Source organism: Umezawaea sp., assembly GCF_036375055.1.
Classification (GTDB): Bacteria; Actinomycetota; Actinomycetes; order Mycobacteriales; family Pseudonocardiaceae; genus Umezawaea.
Window position 1 is genome coordinate 1 of record NZ_DASUSQ010000096.1, and the last position, 19267, is coordinate 19267.

General features: G+C 70.8%; 21 protein-coding genes. 13 read left to right on the forward strand and 8 right to left on the reverse strand.

Features of this window, described 5'->3' with window-relative positions:
* From pdhA to VFZ92_RS26165, 4 genes are all read left to right on the forward strand, one after another.
* Positions 1-1012, forward strand: a 1012-nt coding sequence (gene pdhA, locus VFZ92_RS26150) for a pyruvate dehydrogenase (acetyl-transferring) E1 component subunit alpha (RefSeq protein WP_330878684.1), incomplete at its 5' end; no start/stop codon positions are given.
* Positions 1012-2037, forward strand: a complete 1026-nt coding sequence (locus tag VFZ92_RS26155; protein ID WP_330878685.1) for an alpha-ketoacid dehydrogenase subunit beta — start codon at positions 1012-1014, stop codon at positions 2035-2037. The genes pdhA and VFZ92_RS26155, both read left to right, overlap by 1 nt.
* Before the next feature lie 13 nt (positions 2038-2050).
* A complete protein-coding gene (locus tag VFZ92_RS26160) occupies positions 2051-3415 on the forward strand; it encodes a dihydrolipoamide acetyltransferase family protein (RefSeq protein WP_330878686.1) in 1365 nt (454 codons plus the stop codon).
* A 99-nt stretch (positions 3416-3514) separates the two neighbouring features.
* A complete protein-coding gene (locus tag VFZ92_RS26165) occupies positions 3515-4447 on the forward strand; it encodes a MerR family transcriptional regulator (protein ID WP_330878687.1) in 933 nt (310 codons plus the stop codon).
* On the opposite strand, the gene VFZ92_RS26170 is transcribed toward VFZ92_RS26165, so the two are convergent.
* Complete coding sequence (locus VFZ92_RS26170; RefSeq protein WP_330878688.1) at positions 4437-4826, reverse strand: VOC family protein; 390 nt, start codon at positions 4824-4826, stop codon at positions 4437-4439. The genes VFZ92_RS26165 and VFZ92_RS26170 overlap by 11 nt on opposite strands.
* A 61-nt stretch (positions 4827-4887) precedes the next feature.
* Between VFZ92_RS26170 and VFZ92_RS26175 the strand changes: the two genes are divergently transcribed.
* Complete coding sequence (locus VFZ92_RS26175; RefSeq protein WP_330878689.1) at positions 4888-5283, forward strand: hypothetical protein; 396 nt, start codon at positions 4888-4890, stop codon at positions 5281-5283.
* Positions 5284-5462: 179 nt separating this feature from the next.
* Positions 5463-5924 carry a hypothetical protein gene (locus VFZ92_RS26180; RefSeq protein WP_330878690.1) on the forward strand — a complete coding sequence of 154 codons (462 nt, stop codon included), beginning with the start codon at positions 5463-5465 and terminating at the stop codon, positions 5922-5924.
* A gap of 904 nt (positions 5925-6828) precedes the next feature.
* On the opposite strand, the gene VFZ92_RS26185 is transcribed toward VFZ92_RS26180, so the two are convergent.
* Together VFZ92_RS26185 and VFZ92_RS26190 are read right to left on the reverse strand one after the other, a co-directional pair.
* On the reverse strand, positions 6829-8043 hold the full coding sequence (locus VFZ92_RS26185; RefSeq protein ID WP_330878691.1) for an acyl-CoA dehydrogenase family protein: 1215 nt from the start codon (positions 8041-8043) through the stop codon (positions 6829-6831).
* 15 nt (positions 8044-8058) lie between these two features.
* Positions 8059-8709, reverse strand: coding sequence for an SCP2 sterol-binding domain-containing protein (locus tag VFZ92_RS26190; protein ID WP_330878692.1), 651 nt, complete (start codon positions 8707-8709; stop codon positions 8059-8061).
* A gap of 96 nt (positions 8710-8805) precedes the next feature.
* Between VFZ92_RS26190 and VFZ92_RS26195 the strand changes: the two genes are divergently transcribed.
* Positions 8806-9468: a TetR/AcrR family transcriptional regulator gene (locus tag VFZ92_RS26195; protein ID WP_330878693.1), complete on the forward strand. Its 663-nt coding sequence runs from the start codon at positions 8806-8808 to the stop codon at positions 9466-9468.
* Here the strand turns inward: VFZ92_RS26195 and VFZ92_RS26200 are convergent, their stop codons facing one another.
* Positions 9469-10023 (reverse strand): TetR/AcrR family transcriptional regulator, encoded by a 555-nt coding sequence (locus VFZ92_RS26200; protein ID WP_330878694.1) that lies wholly within the window; start codon positions 10021-10023, stop codon positions 9469-9471. It lies immediately after the preceding gene.
* 88 nt (positions 10024-10111) lie between these two features.
* Between VFZ92_RS26200 and VFZ92_RS26205 the strand changes: the two genes are divergently transcribed.
* Positions 10112-11023 (forward strand): SDR family oxidoreductase, encoded by a 912-nt coding sequence (locus VFZ92_RS26205; protein WP_330878695.1) that lies wholly within the window; start codon positions 10112-10114, stop codon positions 11021-11023.
* Here the strand turns inward: VFZ92_RS26205 and VFZ92_RS26210 are convergent.
* On the reverse strand, positions 11011-11811 hold the full coding sequence (locus VFZ92_RS26210; protein WP_330878696.1) for a MaoC family dehydratase: 801 nt from the start codon (positions 11809-11811) through the stop codon (positions 11011-11013). The two genes, VFZ92_RS26205 and VFZ92_RS26210, sit on opposite strands and share 13 nt — an antisense overlap.
* Positions 11811-13109, reverse strand: coding sequence for a 3-oxoacyl-ACP reductase (locus VFZ92_RS26215; RefSeq protein WP_330878697.1), 1299 nt, complete (start codon positions 13107-13109; stop codon positions 11811-11813). The genes VFZ92_RS26210 and VFZ92_RS26215 overlap by 1 nt, the downstream gene beginning before the upstream one ends.
* A 54-nt stretch (positions 13110-13163) precedes the next feature.
* Between VFZ92_RS26215 and VFZ92_RS26220 the strand changes: the two genes are divergently transcribed.
* The 4 genes from VFZ92_RS26220 to VFZ92_RS26235 all read left to right on the forward strand — a co-directional run bounded on the left by VFZ92_RS26220 (position 13164) and on the right by VFZ92_RS26235 (position 16764).
* Positions 13164-14441 carry an acetyl-CoA C-acetyltransferase gene (locus tag VFZ92_RS26220; protein ID WP_414720020.1) on the forward strand — a complete coding sequence of 426 codons (1278 nt, stop codon included), beginning with the start codon at positions 13164-13166 and terminating at the stop codon, positions 14439-14441.
* 477 nt (positions 14442-14918) lie between these two features.
* Entirely contained in the window at positions 14919-15164 is a 246-nt protein-coding gene (locus VFZ92_RS26225) for a hypothetical protein (RefSeq protein ID WP_330878699.1), read from the forward strand.
* A gap of 19 nt (positions 15165-15183) precedes the next feature.
* Positions 15184-15975, forward strand: a complete 792-nt coding sequence (locus tag VFZ92_RS26230) for a helix-turn-helix transcriptional regulator (RefSeq protein ID WP_330878700.1) — start codon at positions 15184-15186, stop codon at positions 15973-15975.
* A 3-nt stretch (positions 15976-15978) separates the two neighbouring features.
* Complete coding sequence (locus VFZ92_RS26235; protein WP_330878701.1) at positions 15979-16764, forward strand: helix-turn-helix transcriptional regulator; 786 nt, start codon at positions 15979-15981, stop codon at positions 16762-16764.
* Positions 16765-16825: 61 nt separating this feature from the next.
* Here the strand turns inward: VFZ92_RS26235 and VFZ92_RS26240 are convergent, their stop codons facing one another.
* Positions 16826-16957, reverse strand: a complete 132-nt coding sequence (locus tag VFZ92_RS26240) for a hypothetical protein (RefSeq protein WP_330878702.1) — start codon at positions 16955-16957, stop codon at positions 16826-16828.
* A gap of 208 nt (positions 16958-17165) precedes the next feature.
* The gene (locus VFZ92_RS26245) at positions 17166-17822 is read right to left on the reverse strand and encodes an SIMPL domain-containing protein (RefSeq protein WP_330878704.1); all 657 of its coding nucleotides are present in this window, start codon (positions 17820-17822) and stop codon (positions 17166-17168) included.
* Positions 17823-17936: 114 nt separating this feature from the next.
* Here VFZ92_RS26245 and VFZ92_RS26250 point away from each other — a divergent pair, with 114 nt between their 5' ends.
* Positions 17937-19130, forward strand: coding sequence for an ATP-binding protein (locus tag VFZ92_RS26250; RefSeq protein ID WP_330878703.1), 1194 nt, complete (start codon positions 17937-17939; stop codon positions 19128-19130).
* Positions 19131-19267 lie beyond the last annotated feature (137 nt).

The window sequence follows — 19267 nt, forward strand, 5'->3', positions numbered from 1 at the left end:
CGACGCAGACGCGTTGCGCGCGCTGCACCGCGACATGGTGCTCGTCCGCCGCTTCGACCGGGAGGCCAACGCCCTGCAGCGGCAGGGCCAGCTCGGCATCTGGGTGCCGCTGCTGGGCCAGGAGGCCGCGCAGATCGGCGCCGGCCGGGCCATGCGCCCGGAGGACATGGCGTTCCCCAGCTACCGCGAGCACGGCATCGCGTGGACGCGCGGCGTCAAGCCGACGGACCTGCTCGGCATCTTCCGCGGCACCGACAACGGCACGTGGGACCCGGTCGAGACCCGGTTCCACCCGTACACGATCGTCATCGGCAACCAGGTGCTCAACGCCGCCGGCTACGCGATGGGCCAGAAGTTCGACGGCAAGGTGGGCGACGCCGACGGCGAGGCGACCATCTGCTTCTTCGGCGACGGCGCGACCAGCCAGGGCGACGTGCACGAGGGCTTCGTGTGGGCCGCCGTCTACGACGCGCCGCTCGTGTTCTTCTGCCAGAACAACCAGTGGGCCATCTCCGAGCCGACCGAGCGCCAGTCGCGCCTCCCGCTCTACCAGCGGGCCCGCGGCTACGGCTTCCCCGGCATCCGGGTCGACGGCAACGACGTCCTCGCCACCCTCGCGGTCACCCGCTGGGCGCTGGAGGAGTGCAGGCAGGGCAACGGCCCGATCCTGATCGAGGCCTTCACCTACCGGATGGACGCGCACACCACGTCCGACGACCCGTCCCGCTACCGGCTCTCCGACGAGCTGGAGCTGTGGAAGCTCAAGGACCCCATCGAGCGGGTCAAGGTGCACCTGGTCAAGCAGCAGTGGGCGGACAGCGCCTTCTTCGAGTCGATCGAGCGGGAGTCCGAGGCGCTGGCGGTCGAGCTGCGCGAGTTCTGCGTCAACATGCCCGACCCGCCACCCGAGCGGATCTTCGCCAACGTGTACGCGGAGGGGAACCCCGTGCTGGAGGCCCAGCGCGACGAGTTCCTCGCCTACGTCGAGGGTTTCGCGGGAGGCGAGCACTGATGGCCGCTCCGACCATGAACCGCGCGGGTTCCGAGTCCGGTGACTCCGCCGTGCAGACGTTGACGATCTCCAAGGCCCTGAACATGGGGCTGCGCGCCGCGATGGAGGCGAACCCGAAGGTCCTCATGATGGGCGAGGACATCGGCAAGCTCGGCGGCGTCTTCCGCATCACCGACGGCCTCCAGAAGGACTTCGGCGAGCAGCGCGTGCTCGACACGCCGCTCGCGGAGTCCGGCATCATCGGCACCGCCGTGGGTCTCGCGATCCGCGGCTACCGGCCGGTGTGCGAGATCCAGTTCGACGGCTTCATCTTCCCCGGCTTCGACCAGATCGTCAGCCAGGTCGCGAAGCTGCACTACCGCACCCAGGGCCGCAACAAGCTGCCCATGGTCATCCGCGTGCCCTTCGGCGGCGGCATCGGCGCCGTGGAGCACCACTCCGAGTCGCCCGAGTCGTACTTCGCGCACACCGCGGGCCTCAAGGTCGTGTCGTGCTCGAACCCGACCGACGCCTACTGGATGATCCAGCAGGCCATCGACTGCGACGACCCGGTGCTGTTCTTCGAACCGAAGCGCCGCTACTACGAGAAGGCGCCGGTCGACACCACCAAGGCGCCCGGTCCGCTGTTCGAGTCGCGCGTCCTGCGCACCGGCACCGCGGCCACGCTGGTCGGCTACGGCCCGATGGTCCGGGTCTGCCTCGACGCGGCCGCGGCCGCCGCCGAGGACGGCACCGAGCTGGAGGTCATCGACCTCCGCACGCTGTCCCCGCTCGACCTGGGCCCGGTGTACGACTCGGTGCGCCGCACCGGCCGCCTGGTCGTCGTCAGCGAGGCGCCCAGCGAGAGCTCCATCACCAGCGAGATCGCGGCGAAGGTCCAGCAGGAGTGCTTCTACTCCCTCCAGGCGCCGGTGCTGCGCGTGACCGGGTTCGACACCCCGTACCCGCCGTCGAAGCTGGAGGAGGAGTTCCTCCCCGACCTCGACCGGGTGCTGCACGCCGTCGACCGCTCACTGGCCTGGTAGGGGGACACTCGTCATGCCGCAGTTCAAGCAGTTCCCCATGCCCGACACGGCGGAGGGACTGACCGAGGCCGAGATCCTGACCTGGAACGTCAAGGTCGGCGACACGGTCGAGGTCAACCAGATCATCGTCGAGATCGAGACGGCCAAGGCCGCGGTCGAGCTGCCGTGCCCGTGGGACGGCGTCGTCACCGAGCTGCTGGCCGAGGTAGGCCAGACGGTGAACGTCGGCGTCCCGATCATCACGATCGACGTCGACCCCTCGGGCGCCGCCGCGCCCGCTCCGGTGGCCGCGGAACCCGCCACCAACGGCACCTCCTCAGGCAAGATCGGCGAGGAGATGCCGGGTGGCCGCATCGCGACCCTGGTCGGCTACGGGCCCCGCGCGGGAGCGGCGAAGCGCCGTGCTCGCAAGGGTTCCGAGCCCGCTCCGGTCGCGGTGACCGCACCCCCGGCCCCCGTGGCACCCCCGGCTCCGGTGGCCGCTCCTCCGGCTCCGGTGGCCCAGCCCGGCGGTTACGTGCCGCTGGCGAAGCCCCCGGTCCGCAAGCTGGCCAAGGACCTCGGCGTCGACCTGCACGCGGTGACCGGCTCCGGCGCGAACGGCGTCATCACCCGCGAAGACGTCGAGCAGGCCGTGGCCGCACCGGTCGCCGAACCCGTGCCCACGGTGGACAACGGCACGCGTGAACGCCGGGTGCAGATCAAGGGCGTCCGCAAGGCGACCGCGCAGGCGATGGTGGACAGCGCGTTCACCGCGCCGCACGTGACCGAGTTCCTCACCATCGACGTCACGCCGATGATGGAACTCCGGGCCCGTCTCAAGACCTCGCCCGCGTTCCGCGACGTGAAGGTCACGCCGCTGACGTTCGCCGCCAAGGCCGTGGTCCTCGCGGCCAGGCGGACCCCGGACGTCAACGCGACCTGGGACGCGGCGGCGGGCGAGATCGTCTACAAGGACTACGTCCACCTCGGCATCGCCGCGGCCACCCCGCGCGGCCTCGTCGTGCCGAAGGTCCGCGACGCGGACCGGATGTCCCTGCGCGAGCTGGCGGTGGCGCTCGACCAGCTGGCCACCACCGCCCGCGACGGCAAGACGTCACCGGCGGACATGATGGGCGGCACGTTCACCATCACCAACGTCGGCGTCTTCGGCGTCGACACCGGCACACCCATCATCAACCCCGGTGAGTCGGCCATCCTCGCCCTCGGCGCCATCCGCGACATGCCGTGGGTCGTCGACGGCCAGGTCGTCCCCCGCAAGGTCTGCCAGCTCGCGCTGAGCTTCGACCACCGCGTGGTCGACGGCCAGCAGGGCTCGCAGTTCCTCGCCGACGTGGGAGCGCTCCTGGCCGACCCGGCCATGGCGATGACCTACTAGCGACCCCACCGGAACGCCGGGAGCGAGCACCACGGCTCCCGGCGTTCCGCGTGTCCGCCGTCATTCGCGGTTGACCCTCCAGTGACTGGAAAGTTCACGATGGATCCCGTGGCGCACTACTCGATCGGTGAACTCGCCAGGCTGACCGGCCTGTCCACGCGGACCATCCGCTTCTACTCCGACGCCGGGCTCATCCCCGTCGCCAGGAGGACGGCGGGCGGCTACCGCTCCTACGACGTGGGCGGGCTGAACCGGCTGAAGCTCCTCCGCACCCTGCGCGACCTCGGCGTCGACCTGCCGACCGCGCAGCGCGTGCTGGAGGACGAGGTGGGGATCACCGAGGTGGCGCGGATCCACGCGGACGCGATCGACGTGCAGATCAAGACCCTGCGGCTGCGCCGCTCGGTCCTGCGCGCCATCGCCAAGGGAGGGGAGATGGAACTCGTGAACGAACTGGCACGGCTGTCCGACGAAGAGCGGCAGCGCATCCTGGACGACTTCTTCGAGGACGTGTTCGGGGGCTACGACCTGGAGCCGGGCTTCGACGCGATGATGCGCTCGGTGCGCGTCGAACTGCCGGACGACCCCAGCACCGAGCAGCTGGAGGCGTGGGTCGAACTGGCGGAACTGGTGCAGGACGAGGACTTCCGGGCGAGCATCCGCCGGATGTCCCAGAGGCACGCCGAACGCAGGGCCACGGGCGAGGACATGGGCGCACCGGGTCCCGAGCAGCTTCGGGCGTTCAACCACTCGGTCGAGCGGGCGCGAGCCGCGCTCGACGCGGGTGTGGCCCCGGAGTCCGCGCGGGCCAAGGAGATCGTCGAGGACGTCAACGCCACGTGGGCCGAGGCGCTCGGCATCCCGAACGACGAGGAGCTGGTCGCGAAGCTGCGGGAGCACGAGTCGTTCGCCGACCCGCGCGCCGAGCACTACTGGCGGCTCATCGCGGTCGTCAACGGGTGGCCCGCGGTGCCGGACACCACGGCGGAACGCGCCTGGCTGCGGGCCGCGGGGGAACCGCTCAGCGGCTGACCAGCTCCCGGACCAGGCAGAAGGGGTGACCGGCCGGATCGGCCATGATCCGCCAGATCCGGCCGTCCTCACCCGCGTCCACCAGCGTCGCGCCCAACGCGACCGCCCCGGCCTGCGCCGCGTCGAGGTCCGCGACCCCGACGTCGAGGTGGAACTGCTGCGGCCGTTCCGGATCGGACCACGCGGGCGCCCGGAAGTCGTCCACGCCCTGGAAGCACAGCACCAGACCCGTGCCGGTGTGCAGGGTCGACCACCGCTCGTCCAGCGACCACCGCCGGTCGGGCCGGTCGACCTCACCACCGAGGAGCGCCCGGTAGAACTCCGCCAGCGCACTGGGGGCGGGGCAGTCCAGCACGACGCACTGCAGGTTGCCGATCACGCCGAACAGGGTAGGGGAACCAGGAACCCGATCACGGCGTTGTTGCATCCGGGGGTGAGCCATGTCGGCGTGGAGGCGGTGGGTCGCGGGCCTCTTCCGCCGCGGGGAACCCGGCCGGAGCGGCACCGTCGCGAGCAGGCTGGCCGAGTTCGAGGCGGGCGGCGAACCCGTCATCGCCGCGGCCGTCCTGGCCGACGGCGTGTGGCGCGAGGGCAGGCTCAAGGCGGGGCGCTACCGCCTGGTGTGGTGGGTGCCGGGCGAGGACGGGGTGCTCGACTTCAGCAGGCGCGACGGCGTCGTGGAGCGCCTGGGCGGTGTCGACGGCGGCAACGGCTGGACCATCGACCCGAACCTGGTGGTCCTGCACTACCGCCGGGGCCCGGAAGTCCTGCACCTCGCCGTGCCCCCGGCCGAACTGGAGCTGGTCGGCCGCATCCTCCCGCTGCCCCAGCGCTGATTGGCCGTTATGTCCTTTTCGGCCACTCCTGTTGAGACGGACCGTTCGGTCTGCCCGCCATCCCGAGGAGTGGTGTTCGCCCTGCGCAGGATGTCATCCGGCGCACCGGCAACGCCGTTCGCGATCGCGTCCGCCAAACCGCGTCGTCTCCCGTCCCCGGCGTTTGAGAGCATGTAGGCGTGGACATCGTGGCGCAGTGGGTGCGAACCGTGTGGACAGAGGACGCGACCGGCGGACCCGCCGCGACCCTGCCGGTCGCCTTCGAGCTACCAGAACTGGCTCCGCTGCTGACCCACGAGGTCACCCAGCAGGAGTGGCACGACTTCGCGCCGAGGTCGACCGTGCACCACGGCCGCCCGGACGAGAACCAGGTCACCCTCCACGAGGAGAACGACCGGATCCGGGTGAACCTCCAGGTCTCCCCCATCGGCCGCCCCTTCAGGGCAAGACGCCCACCGGCGGTCTGGGTCAAGCCGGGCGAGGTGGTCCGCTGGCAGATCAACTACCGCTACTCGGGCCTCACCACGGACGCCTGGATCTACGCCCTGGACACCCTGAACGTGGCCTGCGGCCCGGTCTCGGAGGACGTCTTCCTCGCCACCCCGACCCACCACGTCAACGAACTGGTGAACTTGTTCTAGAACCGGAAAGCCACGGCTCGGGCGTCGTGCCAGCGGACCTGCTGTGATTCCTCTTTTCTCCAGTGGTTCCAGGCGAGAAGGCTCCTGATCGTCAGGATGAACGCGCGGACGAATTCCTGATCGAGATGGAGTCGAACAAGTGCGAAGCGAAATGCGCCGACCCCAGCACCGGAAAGATCAACTTCAAGGTGCGTGCTGAGAGCTGGCTCAAGGGTTGCTCGCCAGATGCTCCCGCGGGGGTGTCTATGAGGAGCTTGCCGAGTACCTGAGCACGAGCTTCGCGCGGCTGACGGGGTCTTCAAGCCTCGGGAGGCGCAACCGGTTATGGCGGGTCGACTTCTGCGGAACTGCACTTTCAGTTCTGTGTCTGACGTTGTCGCTTCACCGTCTTTCGGTGTTGCGGCACGCTCGGAAGACAGTTGGTCCCCACGCTGCCGGTGCGCCGAGTGAGTGAAATTGCAAGGCGCCTGTTGCGCTGCGCAAGTTCAGTGCGATCTAGCGTTCACCAGTCCCGACGGTTGGAGGAAAAATGACCTGGACGTGCTCCAAGTGTCGTCACACCAACTACGACGACGACGCTGCGATCTGCGGTGGTTGTCGTAAGCAGAATCCCGGCCGCAACTCCCGCAACCCCTACACCCCTGATCACCAATCCCAAGGCCGGGTCACGTGTCCGCACTGTGGGTACTCGAACGCCAGTGGGCAGGACAAGACCTGTTACCGATGCGACAAGAAGCTCAGACCTGGAAGTTAGTCAACTCCGCCGAGGACCTGCGTTCTGCGGGTGGGGGCGCAGGTCGGCAGGTTTCGGCCGTCGACGCACCTGAGGAAAGTGGGTGGGGTCCCCAGGCCGAGGAAAACCCCACCCACTCGGACGGCCTCAGGACGGCCTAAGGTGATCAACTCACCTGATGTACATCCCGGAGATCGCCCTGGCCACGACCAACCGCTGAATCTCCGACGTCCCCTCGAAGATGGTGAAGATCTTCGCGTCCCGGTGCATCCGCTCCACCGGGTGGTCGCGCGTGTAGCCCGCGCCGCCGAGGATGTGGATGGCGCGTTCCGTGGCCCACACCGACACCTCCCCGGCCTTCAGCTTCGACATCGACCCCTCGCCCGCGGTGAACGGCACGTTGTTCCGCCCCATCCACGCCGCCCGCCACACGAGCATCCGCGCGGCGTCGATCTCCATCCGCATGTTGGCCAGGTCGAACGCGATCGACTGGTTCTCGATGATCTTGCGGCCGAACGCCTCGCGCTCCTTCGCGTACTCCAGCGAGTACTCGTAGGCCGCACGTGCGACCCCGATCGCCATCGCGCCCACGGTCGGACGGGTCGTCTCGAAGGTCGCCATCGCGGCCTGGCCGCCGGACTTCTGGCCCTCACGCGCCCTGGCGAGCCGCGCGTCCAGCTTCTCCTTGCCGCCCAGCAGGCACCGCCCCGGCACGCGGACGTCGTCGAGGAACACGTCGGCCGTGTGCGACGCCCGCATGCCGTGCTTGCGGATCTTCCCCGGACTGGACACGCCCGGTGTCCCCGGTGGGATGACGAACCCGGCCTGCCCGCGTGACCCGAGGGTCGCGTCGACGACGGCGGTCACGACGTGCACGTTGGCGATGCCGCCGTTGGTGGCCCACGCCTTCTGGCCGTTGATCACCCACTCGTCGGTGGCCTCGTCGTAGCGGGCGCGCGTGCGGTAGCCCGCCACGTCCGACCCGGCCTGCGGTTCGGACGCGCAGAACGCGGCCAGCTTCGGGTCGTCCTCGGTGCCGAAGCACTCCGGCACCCACTCGGCCAGCTGTTCGGGTGTGCCGGACGCGAAGATCCCGGCCGCGGCGAGGCCGGTGCCCATGAGGGACAGGGCGATGCCCGCGTCACCCCAGAACAGCTCCTCGGTGGCGATGGGCAGCGACAGGCCGATCGGGTCGGCGAACCACGTGGCCAGCGCCTCGAACCCGTAGAGGCCGATCTTGGCGGCCTCCTGGATGACGGGCCACGGTGTCTCCTCGCGTTCGTCCCACTCGGACGCGGCGGGGCGGATGACGTCCTTGGCGAACCCGTGCACCCAGTCGCGCAGGTCGGTCTGGTCCTCGTTCAGCTCCAGCGAGAAGCCACCCATCGAACTCTTTCCCCCTCAGGCCTTCGGAATGTTGAACAGGCTCATGAACCCGGCGGCGAAGCCCAGGTCCCCCTTGACCTTCAGCTTGCCGGTCATGAACAGCACCGGCGCGGACGCGTTGCCGGTGGCGAGCTTGAGGAACTCGACCGGGCTCAGCGTCACGGCCGCGCGGCCCTCGCGGGTCTCGCCCTTGTTGATCGTGCACGCCGCGTCCTCGATCACGGCCTCGTACGTGTCGACGCCGCTCCCGTCGAAGCCGCCGGTGAGGTGGAAGTGCACGACGGCCCTGGTGGCGCCCGCGCGGTCGCCGCGGAAGTGCGCCTCCATGCGCCGGAACACCTCGTCGAGCACGCGTTCGCGCAGACCCGCCCTGGCCGTGACGGCTTCGATCTGGTCCTTGGAGGCGCGCGAGATGATGCGCGCGAAGTTCTGCGGGTCCATCGCGGCCAGGTCGAGGTTCGCGCCGCCGTCGGCGAGGTCGCCGAGAGCCCCCAGGAGGTCGGCGAACTCGTCCTTGCCCAGCTTCTTCGGGTCGATGCCCCTGGCGATCACGTCGATGTCGACGTCGTTCAACGCCGGGTCCGCGGGGTCGATCTGCTTGAGTGTGCCGATCAGCTCAGCCGGGCTGAGCTTCGCGACCGCCTCGGTGGTGAGGTCGATGGTCATGGACGCCTCCTGTACCTACTGGCCAGTAAATCTACTGGCGAGTAGGTACGCCCGCAAGTCTGCCGAGTAATCTTGTTCCAGCCTTCAGGGGGTGCGATGCACGCAGACCAACCGGTCCGTACCGGTAGAGCCAAACGATTGCCGCGCGCGGTGCGTGAACGCCAGATCATGGACGCCGCCGTGGACGTCTTCTCGCGCCTCGGGTTCCACGCCGCCTCCATGGACGAGATCTCCGAGGTGGCGGGCATCTCCAAGCCCATGCTCTACGCCTACCTCGGCTCGAAGGAGGAGCTGTTCGCGACCTGCATCCGGCGCGAGGCGACGATGATGATCGAGGCGATCGCCACCGGCGTCGAACCGGACCAGCCGCCGGACGTGCAGCTGTGGAGCGGGCTCCGCGCGTTCTTCGGCTTCGTCGGTGAGAACCGGGCGAGCTGGCAGGTCCTCCACCGCCAGGCCAGCTCCCAGGGCGGCCCGTTCGCCGCCGAACTGGCCGAGATGCGCGGCCGGGCGGTCAGCCTGGTCGCCGCGCTGCTCGTCCACAGCTCCCGGAGCGGGGAGGTGCCCAGCACGTCGGAACGGGAGGCGGAAAGCCTCGCCGCGGCACTGGTCGGTGCCGGGGAGTCCCTCGCGGACTGGTGGCTGGACCACCCGGACGAGCCCGCGGGCGTGGTGGCGTCCCGCCTGATGAACCTCGTCTGGATGGGCTTCGGCGACCTCGTCCAGGGCAACGTGTGGCACGCGCCGTCACGCCGCTAGCTAGGCGGTCGGCAACTGCTCGAACGAGTCGCGCACGACGTCGGTGAGGTGCCGGTCCCCCGGTCCGGTCGCCCACCGCTCGAACGCCACCCGGAAGACCGCGACCCCCACCTCGGCCGCGATGCTCGCCGCGTGCTCGTCCGCGCCGCGCCGGCGCAGGCCGTCGGCCAGCGCGCGTGACCACGCGGCGAGCTTGACCAGTTCGCGCTCGCGCAGCTCGGCGTTCGTGCTGATGACCTGCTGCCGCCGCCGCGAGTGGTCGTGGTCGTCGCCGACCGCCTCGGCCACCGCGACGAGCGCGGCCCTCACGACGCCGAGCGGCGCGGTGTCCGCGGGCACGGCGTCGAGCGCCGTGACCAGCCGGTCCTGGACGGCGTCGGTTCCGGCGAACAGGACCTCGCGCTTGTCGGCGAAGTGCCGGAAGAAGGTGCGCGAGGTGAGTCCCGCGCGCTGGGCGATCTCGGCGACGGTCGTCTGGTCGTAGCCGCGTTCGACGTACAGCTCCATCGCCGCCTGTCCCAGCCGTCCGCGCGCGCCCGGCTGCCATCGTCCCATGGGCGGGAGTGTAGCGATGGCACAGTGTGACATCGCCGTGCTAGCGTGATGTCGCAATGTGACATCACTTCGCTCTCTGGAGATTCCCATGCGCGTCTTCGTCACCGGTGCGTCCGGGTGGATCGGCTCCGCGGTCGTGACCGAGCTGCTCACCGCCGGCCACGAGGTCGTCGGCCTCGCCCGTTCCGACCGCTCGGCGGACGCGGTCACCGCGCTCGGCGCCGAGGTCCACCGCGGTTCGCTCGACCACGTCGAGTCGTTGCGGGCGGGTGCCGAGAAGGCCGACGGCGTCGTCCACCTCGGCTACCACCACAACTTCTCGCAGATGGAACTGGCCGCGCAGCTCGACCGGCGCGCGGTCGAGGCGTTCGGCGACGTGCTGGCCGGGACAGGTGGCCCGCTCTTCATCGCCGCGGGCGTGGTCGGGCTCGGCGGTGACCGGCCCGCGACCGAGGCCGATCGCCCCGACCCCTCCCGGCACCCGCGGCTCGTCAACGCGGAGCTGGCGCTGGCGCTGGCCGACCGGGGCGTGCGGTCGGGTGTCGTGCGGTTCGCCCCCACGGTCCACGGCCCCGGCGACCACGGCTTCGTGGCGACGCTCGTCGACCTCGCGCGCCGCTCCGGTTTCGCGGGCTACGTCGAGGACGGCGCGAACCGCTGGCCCGCCGTGCACCGGCTCGACGCGGCGGTGCTCGTCCGGCTCGCGGTCGAGTCGGCCCCCGCGGGCTCCGTGGTGCACGCCGTCGACGAGGAGGGCATCCCGACGCGCGAGATCGCCGAGGCCATCGGCGGGTCCGTCGGCCTCCCGGCCCGGTCGGTGCCCGCTGACCGGGCCGGGGAGCACTTCGGGTGGCTCGCCGGGTTCTTCGGCGCCGACTCCGTCGTCTCCAGCGCCCTCACCCGCGAGGCGCTCGGGTGGAAGCCGGTGCGGCCCGGCCTGCTCGCCGTGATCGACGCGGGCGGCTACGCGGACGTGGTTCCGCACGCTCAGGCGGGCTGAACCGTCCCCGTGAGGTGCGGTTTCCCGGTCCTGGGGTCGTGCAGCGCGAAGCGCGTGCCGTCCGGCGTCGAGGAGAAGTCCACCGTCGCGGGCAGCAGCACCGGCGCCCTGAACCGGACGTCGACCGCGCAGGCGTCCGGTAGTCGCCCCTCGAACGCCGCCAGGCACCTCGCCTTGGTCCACATCCCGTGCGCGATGGCGCGCGGGAAGCCGAAAGCCCTGGCGGCCAACGGGTGCAGGTGGATCGGGTTGCGGTCGCCGGACACCTTCGCGTAGCGCCTGCCGATGTCGCCGGGCACCCGCCACACCGCCGTGGGTGGCGGGGGCTCGGAGGCGGTCCCCGACCCGGATCCGGTGCCGCGCTTGAGGTACGTCGAGGTGTCCGTCCACACGGTCTCGCCCGCGACGGCCGCCGTCGTGACGACGTCGAACTGCTGCCCGCGCTCGTGCGGCCGCAGGTTCTCGGTGTGGACGTGCAGCGACAGCGGTTCGGCGGCGGTCACCGGGCGGGACCGGGTGATGCGGTTGCCGACGTGCACCAGACCGGGCAGCGCGAACGGGAACGCGCGCTCGGTCATCAGCTCCAGCTGGAGCCCGAACCCGAGCACGTGCGGGTAGGTGATCGGCACGGTGCCACCGACCCGGAAGCCGCACACCTCGTTGTAGGCGGCCAGGTGCGCCGGGTCGACCACGACCTCGGCGGACCGCGTGGACGACGGCAGCTCGCCGCCGCCGTGCAGGAAACCCGTCAGCCCCGCCTTCGCGTAGAGCAGCGCGAGGTTCGCCATCACGCCCCCAGCAGCATCTGCCCGCACACCCGGACCACGTTGCCGTTGACGCCGGTCGACGCCGGGTGCGCGAGCCAGGCGACGGTCTCCGCCACGTCCACCGGCAGCCCGCCCTGCGACAGGCTGTTCAACCGCCTGCCGACCTCGCGCGTCACCAGCGGCACGCCCGCCGTCATCCTGGTCTCGATGAACCCCGGCGCGACGGCGTTGACGGTGCTCCCTCGCCCGGCCAGCTCGTCCGCCAGCGCTTCCACGACACCGATCACGCCCGCCTTGGACGTGGCGTAGTTCGTCTGCCCCGCGTTGCCCGCGATACCGGCGATCGACGAGACGCCGATGATCCTCCCGTTGCCGCGCAGCGCGTTCGTCCGCAGCAGCACCTCGTTGATCCGCTCCTGGCTCGTCAGGTTGACCGCGATCACGGCGTCCCACCGGGCGGAGTCCATGCGCCCCAACGTCTTGTCCCGCAGCACGCCCGCGTTGTGCACGACGACGTCGACGCCGCCGTGGCGCTGGGTGAGGTGGTCGGCCAGCCGGGTGGGCGCGTCGGGCGCGGTGATGTCCAGCTGGAACGACGACCCGCCGACGCGGTTGGCCACCTCGGACAGGTCACCGCCCTGCGCGGGCACGTCCAGGCACACGACGTGCGCCCCGTCGCGGCCGAGCACCTCGGCGATCGACGCGCCGATGCCCCGTGACGCGCCGGTCACGAGCGCGACCTTGCCCGCCAGCGGACGGTCCCGGTCCGCGGGTTCCTCGACGGCCGCGCGTCCGATGCGGACGACCTGACCGGACACGTACGCGGACTTGGCGGACAGGAGGAACCGCAGGGTCGACTCGACGGCGTCCTCCGCGCCCTCGGCCACGCGGACGAGCTGGACCGTGCCGCCGCGCTTGAGCTCCTTGCCGACGGACCGCGTGAAGCCCTCCAGCGCGCGCTGCGCGACCCCCGTCCCGCCCGCCAGCACGACGACGCGACCGGACGGGCCGAGCGAGCGGATCACCGGGTGGAAGAACTCGTGGACCTCGCGCAGGCGGGCCGTGTCGTCGATGCCGGTCGCGTCGAACACCAGCGCGGCGTACGCCTGGTCGGCCGCGGCCGTGCGGTGGACGTCGACCGACTTCAGGATCGCGGCGACGGGCTCGACCAGCCGTCCGGTGCCGCCGAGCAGCAGCGGCCCGGTGAGCAGCGGCTGTCCCGGCGAGAACCTGCGCAGCGGGTGGGGGTTGGGCAGACCGAGCTTGCCGACGACGAGGCGTCCGACTCCGGACTTGGCGAACCGCTGGTACCGATCCATCTCACACTCCCTACTCGCTGGTAAGACTACTGGCGGGTAGGTAGAATGGCCAGCATGGCTGACATCAAGCGCGTCGCGATCCTCGGTGGCAACCGGATCCCCTTCGCGCGGTCGAACGGGCCCTACGCCACGGCGTCCAACCAGGCCATGCTGACCGCCACCCTGGACGGCCTGGTCAGCCGCTTCGGCCTCCAGGGCGAACGGGTCGGCGAGGTCGTGGCGGGCGCCGTCCTCAAGCACAGCCGCGACTTCAACCTCGTGCGCGAGTCCGTCCTCGGCAGCAGGCTCGCCGCCGACACCCCCGCCTACGACCTCCAGCAGGCGTGCGGCACCGGCCTCCAGGCCGTGATCGCCGTCGCGAACAAGATCGCGCTGGGGCAGATCGACTCCGGCATCGCCGGGGGAGTCGACACCACCAGCGACGCGCCGATCGGCGTCAACGAAGGCCTGCGCGCGGTGCTGCTGGAGTTCAACCGCACCCGCGGCACCGCGGGCAGGCTGAAGCTCCTGGCCAAGCTCCGCCCCGGCCACCTGGTCCCGGACGTGCCCCGCAACGGCGAGCCGCGCACCGGCCTGTCCATGGGCGAGCACGCCGCGATCACCGCGAAGCTGTGGGACGTCGCCCGCGAGGACCAGGACGCCCTGGCCGCCGCCAGCCACCACAACCTGGCCGCCGCCTACGACCGCGGCTTCTTCGACGACCTCGTCACGCCGTTCCTCGGCGTCACCCGCGACCAGAACCTGCGCCCCGACTCCAGCGTCGAGAAGCTGGCGAAGCTCAAGCCGGTGTTCGGCCGCGGCGAGACCGCGACCATGACCGCGGGCAACTCGACGCCGCTGACCGACGGCGCCTCGGCCGTCCTGCTGGCGAGCGAGGAGTGGGCCGCCGCCCGCAACCTGTCCGTGCTGGCCTACCTCACGTTCACCGAGACCGCCGCCGTCGACTACGTGCACGGCGCCGAAGGCCTGCTCATGGCACCCGTCCACGCCGTGCCGCGCATGCTCGCCCGCGCGGGCCTCGCGTTGCAGGACTTCGACTTCTACGAGATCCACGAGGCCTTCGCCTCCCAGGTCCTCGCCACCCTCAAGGCCTGGGAGGACCCGGACTTCAGCAAGACCGCGCTCGGCCTCGACGCCCCGCTCGGCGCCGTCGACCGCGCCAAGCTCAACGTCAACGGCTCCTCGCTCGCCGCGGGCCACCCGTTCGCCGCGACCGGCGCCCGCATCGTCGCCACCCTGGCGAAGCTGCTGGCCGAGAAGGGCTCGGGCCGCGGCCTGATCTCGATCTGCGCGGCGGGCGGCCAGGGGGTCACCGCGATCCTGGAGCGCTAGGGCGACTCCGGGACCGGTGCCCACCGCTGGAAGTTTGGGGCGGGTTTCCGCGCCAACGGCAACCCGCCGTCTCGAAGCTGGTGTCCGGGCCAAGGGACGAACGGCGTCGAGGTGGAGTCATCCCGGACAAGTCCGGCGCGGCTCCACCGCCAACGGTAGGCCGACCTCCGAGCGGGCCGCCAGTCGGTGTCGGCGCCCCTGGACGGGAAGAAGTTCGTTCTGGACGCGAGGACGTCCTCTGACCTGCGGCCAAAGGGGTCATTTTTCTTCGTCCGAGCCGTCCATCGGACGCTCCGGACGGTGTCGCGGTGGGCAGATCGACCCCTGCGGATCATCATTGGTCCATGGGGATCCACGTCCCCCGGCGGTTCCCATCACGAGTCCGGTCGGCGCCAACCGATCGGGTCTCGGGGCAACCCCCACGGGGCCGTGGATCGGGTGTCCGGGCCGACAGGTGTTCGAGAACGGGAGTGGATGATGCTGATCGAGTCGTCGTTACCGGTGGGCCGGGGTTCATCGCCGTGCACGCCGATGCCCGCCGTGCTGGTGCGCACGGGTGTCCTCGTCCTCGTCTTCGTGGTCGTGCTGGTCCTGCTGCGGTGGGGGTACGACGTCCCGACCGCCTTGGCCCTCGTCTCGGGCGTGGGACTGGTGGGCGTGCGGATGGGGTACGGGGTCTCACGACCTCCGCGGAACTGGCCGCTGGTCACCGTCACCCGCTGACCGGGCGGGGGCGAGGGCCATGGACGAACCGTCCGCGTCCGCGCGCGCCAAGGCGAGGGCTCTGCCTCCTCCGGAGGAGGCGGAGCCGCCCGCGAGCGTGTACTCGTCGTGGATCCCCTACTCGCGTGCGGTATCGGGGTTGTCCGTCGTCGCGGACGTCGCCGGTTTCCGGTCGACGCTCAACAACCTCAGGCAGGAGAAGGGCCTGTCGTACGACAGGCTGGGTCGGCGAGCGCGGCACTTCTTCGGGATCTCGCGCAGCGGCGTGTACGCGGTCATGACCGGGCGGCAGCCCATGGACATCCACCAGGTGCGGTCGCTGTTGCGCATGCTCGACGTGTCGGACCAGGAACGCGATCTGTGGCTCGCCGCGTTCGCGCGGATCAGCGCGCCGCCGCCGGAGCGGGGCATCTTGCAGCCCGCTGTCGTGGTGAACCCCCGCAGGCGTCCGGCACCCGTTGAGGACGGTGTGTCCGCACCCGTCAAGAAGCCGTCACCCGCGGGCTGGCCGACCTTGGTGGAGACGCGGTCCCGGCGACCTCGGAAGCGCCCGCCGGACAGGGTGCACGGACAGGTGGGCTGGTTGCTCCTCCCGCTCGTCCTGCTCCCTTCGAGCGCAATCGCCATGACGTTGTCCGGCATGCCCGTGATGTCCATGCTCGCGGTCAACCTGTGGTTCGCCACCATGACGTTCCTGCGCACCTGCATCATCGTGAAGAGGCCAAGGAGGATCCACGTCCGTTCCTCCCCGATCGAGGAGGACCTGTTCAGCATGGATCGCAAAGCTGCTCCACCTGTCATCGGGCTGTAGGCGATGACCAGCGATAACACGGCAAGCAGCCCGGACTACGGCTACACGGTCCACGTCCGGGGAGTGCTGGACGCCGCAACCCCCAAGGAATTCCTCGACCTTCTCAACGCGCTGCGCAAGACCCTGGGACTGTCGTACACGCAAATAGGCAACCGGGCCGGGCGGGGAATGTCGCGCAGCACCGCGCAGGCGATGCTCACCAGTGATTCGCTCCCACCCGAACACCACCTGAAGCTCTTCCTGAAGGCGTGCCGCGTCACCCCCGACGAAACCCGGATGTGGCTCAACTCGCTCGTGCACATCGAGCGCATCACCCGGTCGCACGAGGAGGGCGAAGCGCTGGGTGCCAGCGGTCCCGCGGACGGTGGGACCCGGCCGGAGGACCGTGGCAAGCCCCTGGTCGACAACTTCGGCAACGACGCCAGGAAGATCCTCGACGCCCCTCCCGCTCCGCGGGAGGGGGACTCGCCCGAACCCGTCGCCGTGGACCAGGTCGAGGTGAAGCCGCGCAACCCGATCCTGGCGGGCTTCAGCGTCCGGGCGCTGGCCTCCTTCGTCGTTCTCGTCTGCGTCGTCTCCGGCAGTTCCATCGCCATGTCGTTGGCGAAGGTGCCCATCGAGGTGATCCTCAGCGTCTACTGCGTCATCGCGCTGTCCCTGAGCTCGTGGGCGGCGGTGGCCAGTTTCCACCGAGCTGATCCCGAGTCGGTTCGCAACGTGCCGCTGGACAAGAGCGAAAGCCACTTCAACTCGCCCGAGAGGGGCGTCAGGTCCGCGATCGGTGAATGACGTCGACGCGGTCGAACAGGTGTTCGAGTTGTCCACAGGTGTGGATGGACCTGTGGACCACTCAGCGGGACAGCGCCTCGCCCTCGGCGCGCAGCGCGGGCGCCCACGCGGTCGCGGCCGACGGAGTGGTGCTGACGACCGACCGGGTGTTGCGCGACGCGGTCGTCCCGGTCGGCGGCGAGGCGGAGTCCACCGCGGCGCAACCCGTGCAGCGGGCGGCCGTTCTGGCGTTCGACGAGCCCGCTGAGCTGCGCGAAGGGGTGCGGCTGAGCAGGCGGCTGCACGTGGCGACCGGTCTCCTCTACGGCGAGGACGACGACCAGCGCGAACGGGCGCTGCGCGGCGAGGACACCCCGTTGATCACCGACCAGCTCGACCGGGTGGCCGGGGCGTTGGAACGGCTAGTCGAGGAGCGACCAGGTGGCGGTGCAGCGGACGGTGATCGTGATCTGCTGCGGTTCGAGGCCGAGCTGGTCGATCTGCACCGGGACGCCGGGACTGCCGCCGTACCCCGCGAACGACCTGGCCGCCATCGTGTCCGCCTGCCACTGCTCACCCTCGCTGTCGGACAGCCGCACCAGCGGACCGAGCCTGCGGCCGAGCGCCTCGGCGTAGCCCTGGGCGCGCAGCCGCGCGTCGGCGACGGCGTCCTGCTGGGCGTCGAACACGGCGTCCTTCGTGTCGGTCAGGTCCCACGAGGGGCCGTTGAGCCAGGCCGGTTCGGCGAGCACCAGCGCGGCCAGGAGCCCGTCCAGCTCGTCCAGGTCCGTCACCCGCAGCACGTACCGCTGACTCGCCCGGCTGCCCGCCTTCGTGGTGCCGTCCCAGTTGTCGTGCACGGACAGCTGCCGCGACCGCACCTCGATCCCCTGCCGGTCCAGCAGCGGCTCAACCGCGGCGACGCGGCTGGTCAGAGCCTCGACGGCGTCGTTGCGCAGCTCTCCGGACGCCTCGAAGCTCACGTCCACCTGTGCGCGGTCGGCGATGCGCTCGACCGTGCCCGTCCCCTTCGTCAACACCTCGGCCACGTCGTCCAGCCAACCCCGCCACCGGATCATGCGCAAGGATTGGTCCGTCTAGCGCAGACGCTAGAGAGCGGTAGACGACGAAACACCCCGGAGAAGTCTGCGCGACTATCGGCTGGACCCTAGAGACGGCGATAGCGTGCTGGCGTGGACCCGGTGCGCAACCCGTTCGCCCCCGGCGCAGGCCAACGTCCGCCCGAACTCGCGGGGCGCGACAAGGAGGTCGGCGCCTTCGAGGTCGTGCTGGAACGGGTCGCCCGCGGCCGTCCGGAACGCAGTCTCGTCCTCACCGGCCTGCGCGGCGTGGGCAAGACGGTGCTGCTCGGCGAGCTGCGCTCGATGGCGCTGCGGCGCGGCTGGGGCGCGGGCAAGATCGAGGCCAGGCCGGACGCCGGACTCCGCCGCCCGCTGGCGGCGGCGCTGCACCGCGCGATCCGCGACCTGGCCGTCCGGCACCGCGCCCCGGACCGCGTCGAGGCCGCGCTGGGCGTGCTCAAGGCGTTCGCGCTGCGCTCGAACCCGGCCGACGCGAAGCTCCGCGACCGCTGGCAGCCCGGCATCGACGTGCCCGCCGCGTCCGGCAGGGCCGATTCGGGCGACATCGAGATCGACCTGGTCGAGCTGTTCACCGACGTCGCCGAACTGGCGCAGGACGTCGGCACGGGCGTCGCGCTGCTCATCGACGAGATGCAGGACCTGCGCCCCGACGACATCTCCGCGCTGTGCGCCGCGTGCCACGAGCTGTCCCAGTCCGGTGCGCCGCTGGTCGTGGTCGGCGCCGGCCTGCCGCACCTGCCCGCCGTGCTGTCGGCGGGCAAGTCCTACTCCGAGCGCCTGTTCCGCTACGTCCGCATCGACCGGCTGAGCCGCGAGGACGCCGACCGCGCCGTCCTCGCCCCGGTCGAACGCGAGGACGCGGGCATCCACGTCGAGGCCCTGGACGCCCTCTTCGACGCCTCCGGCGGTTACCCGTACTTCATCCAGGCCTACGGCAAGGCGGCCTGGGACGCCGCGCCGGACGACCCGATCACCGCGCTCGACGTCTCGGTGGCCGCTCCCGAGGCCGACGCCGAACTGGCCGTCGGCTTCTTCGGCTCCCGCTACGAGCGGGCGACCCCGGCCGAGCGCGAGTACCTGCGCGCGATGGCCGAGATGACCGACGGCAAGGACGCGGGCGTCAACACCGCGCAGGTGGCCGAGCACCTGGCCCGCAAGCCGTCGTCGCTCTCGCCCGCGCGGGACAGCCTCATCAAGAAGGGCCTCGTGTACTCGGCGGAGCGCGGCCAGATCGCGTTCACCGTCCCGCACTTCGGCCGCTTCCTCCTGGGTCGCGAGGACTAGGCCTCCCACCTGCGCTCATGCCGGACATCCGGCGATATCCCACTCTCTAGCGCTCACGCTAGAGAGTGGGCCGGACGCGCGGGGACCACGTCCGGTTGCAGTAGGCGTTCGACAGGACAATCGTAGGTGATCTTCCA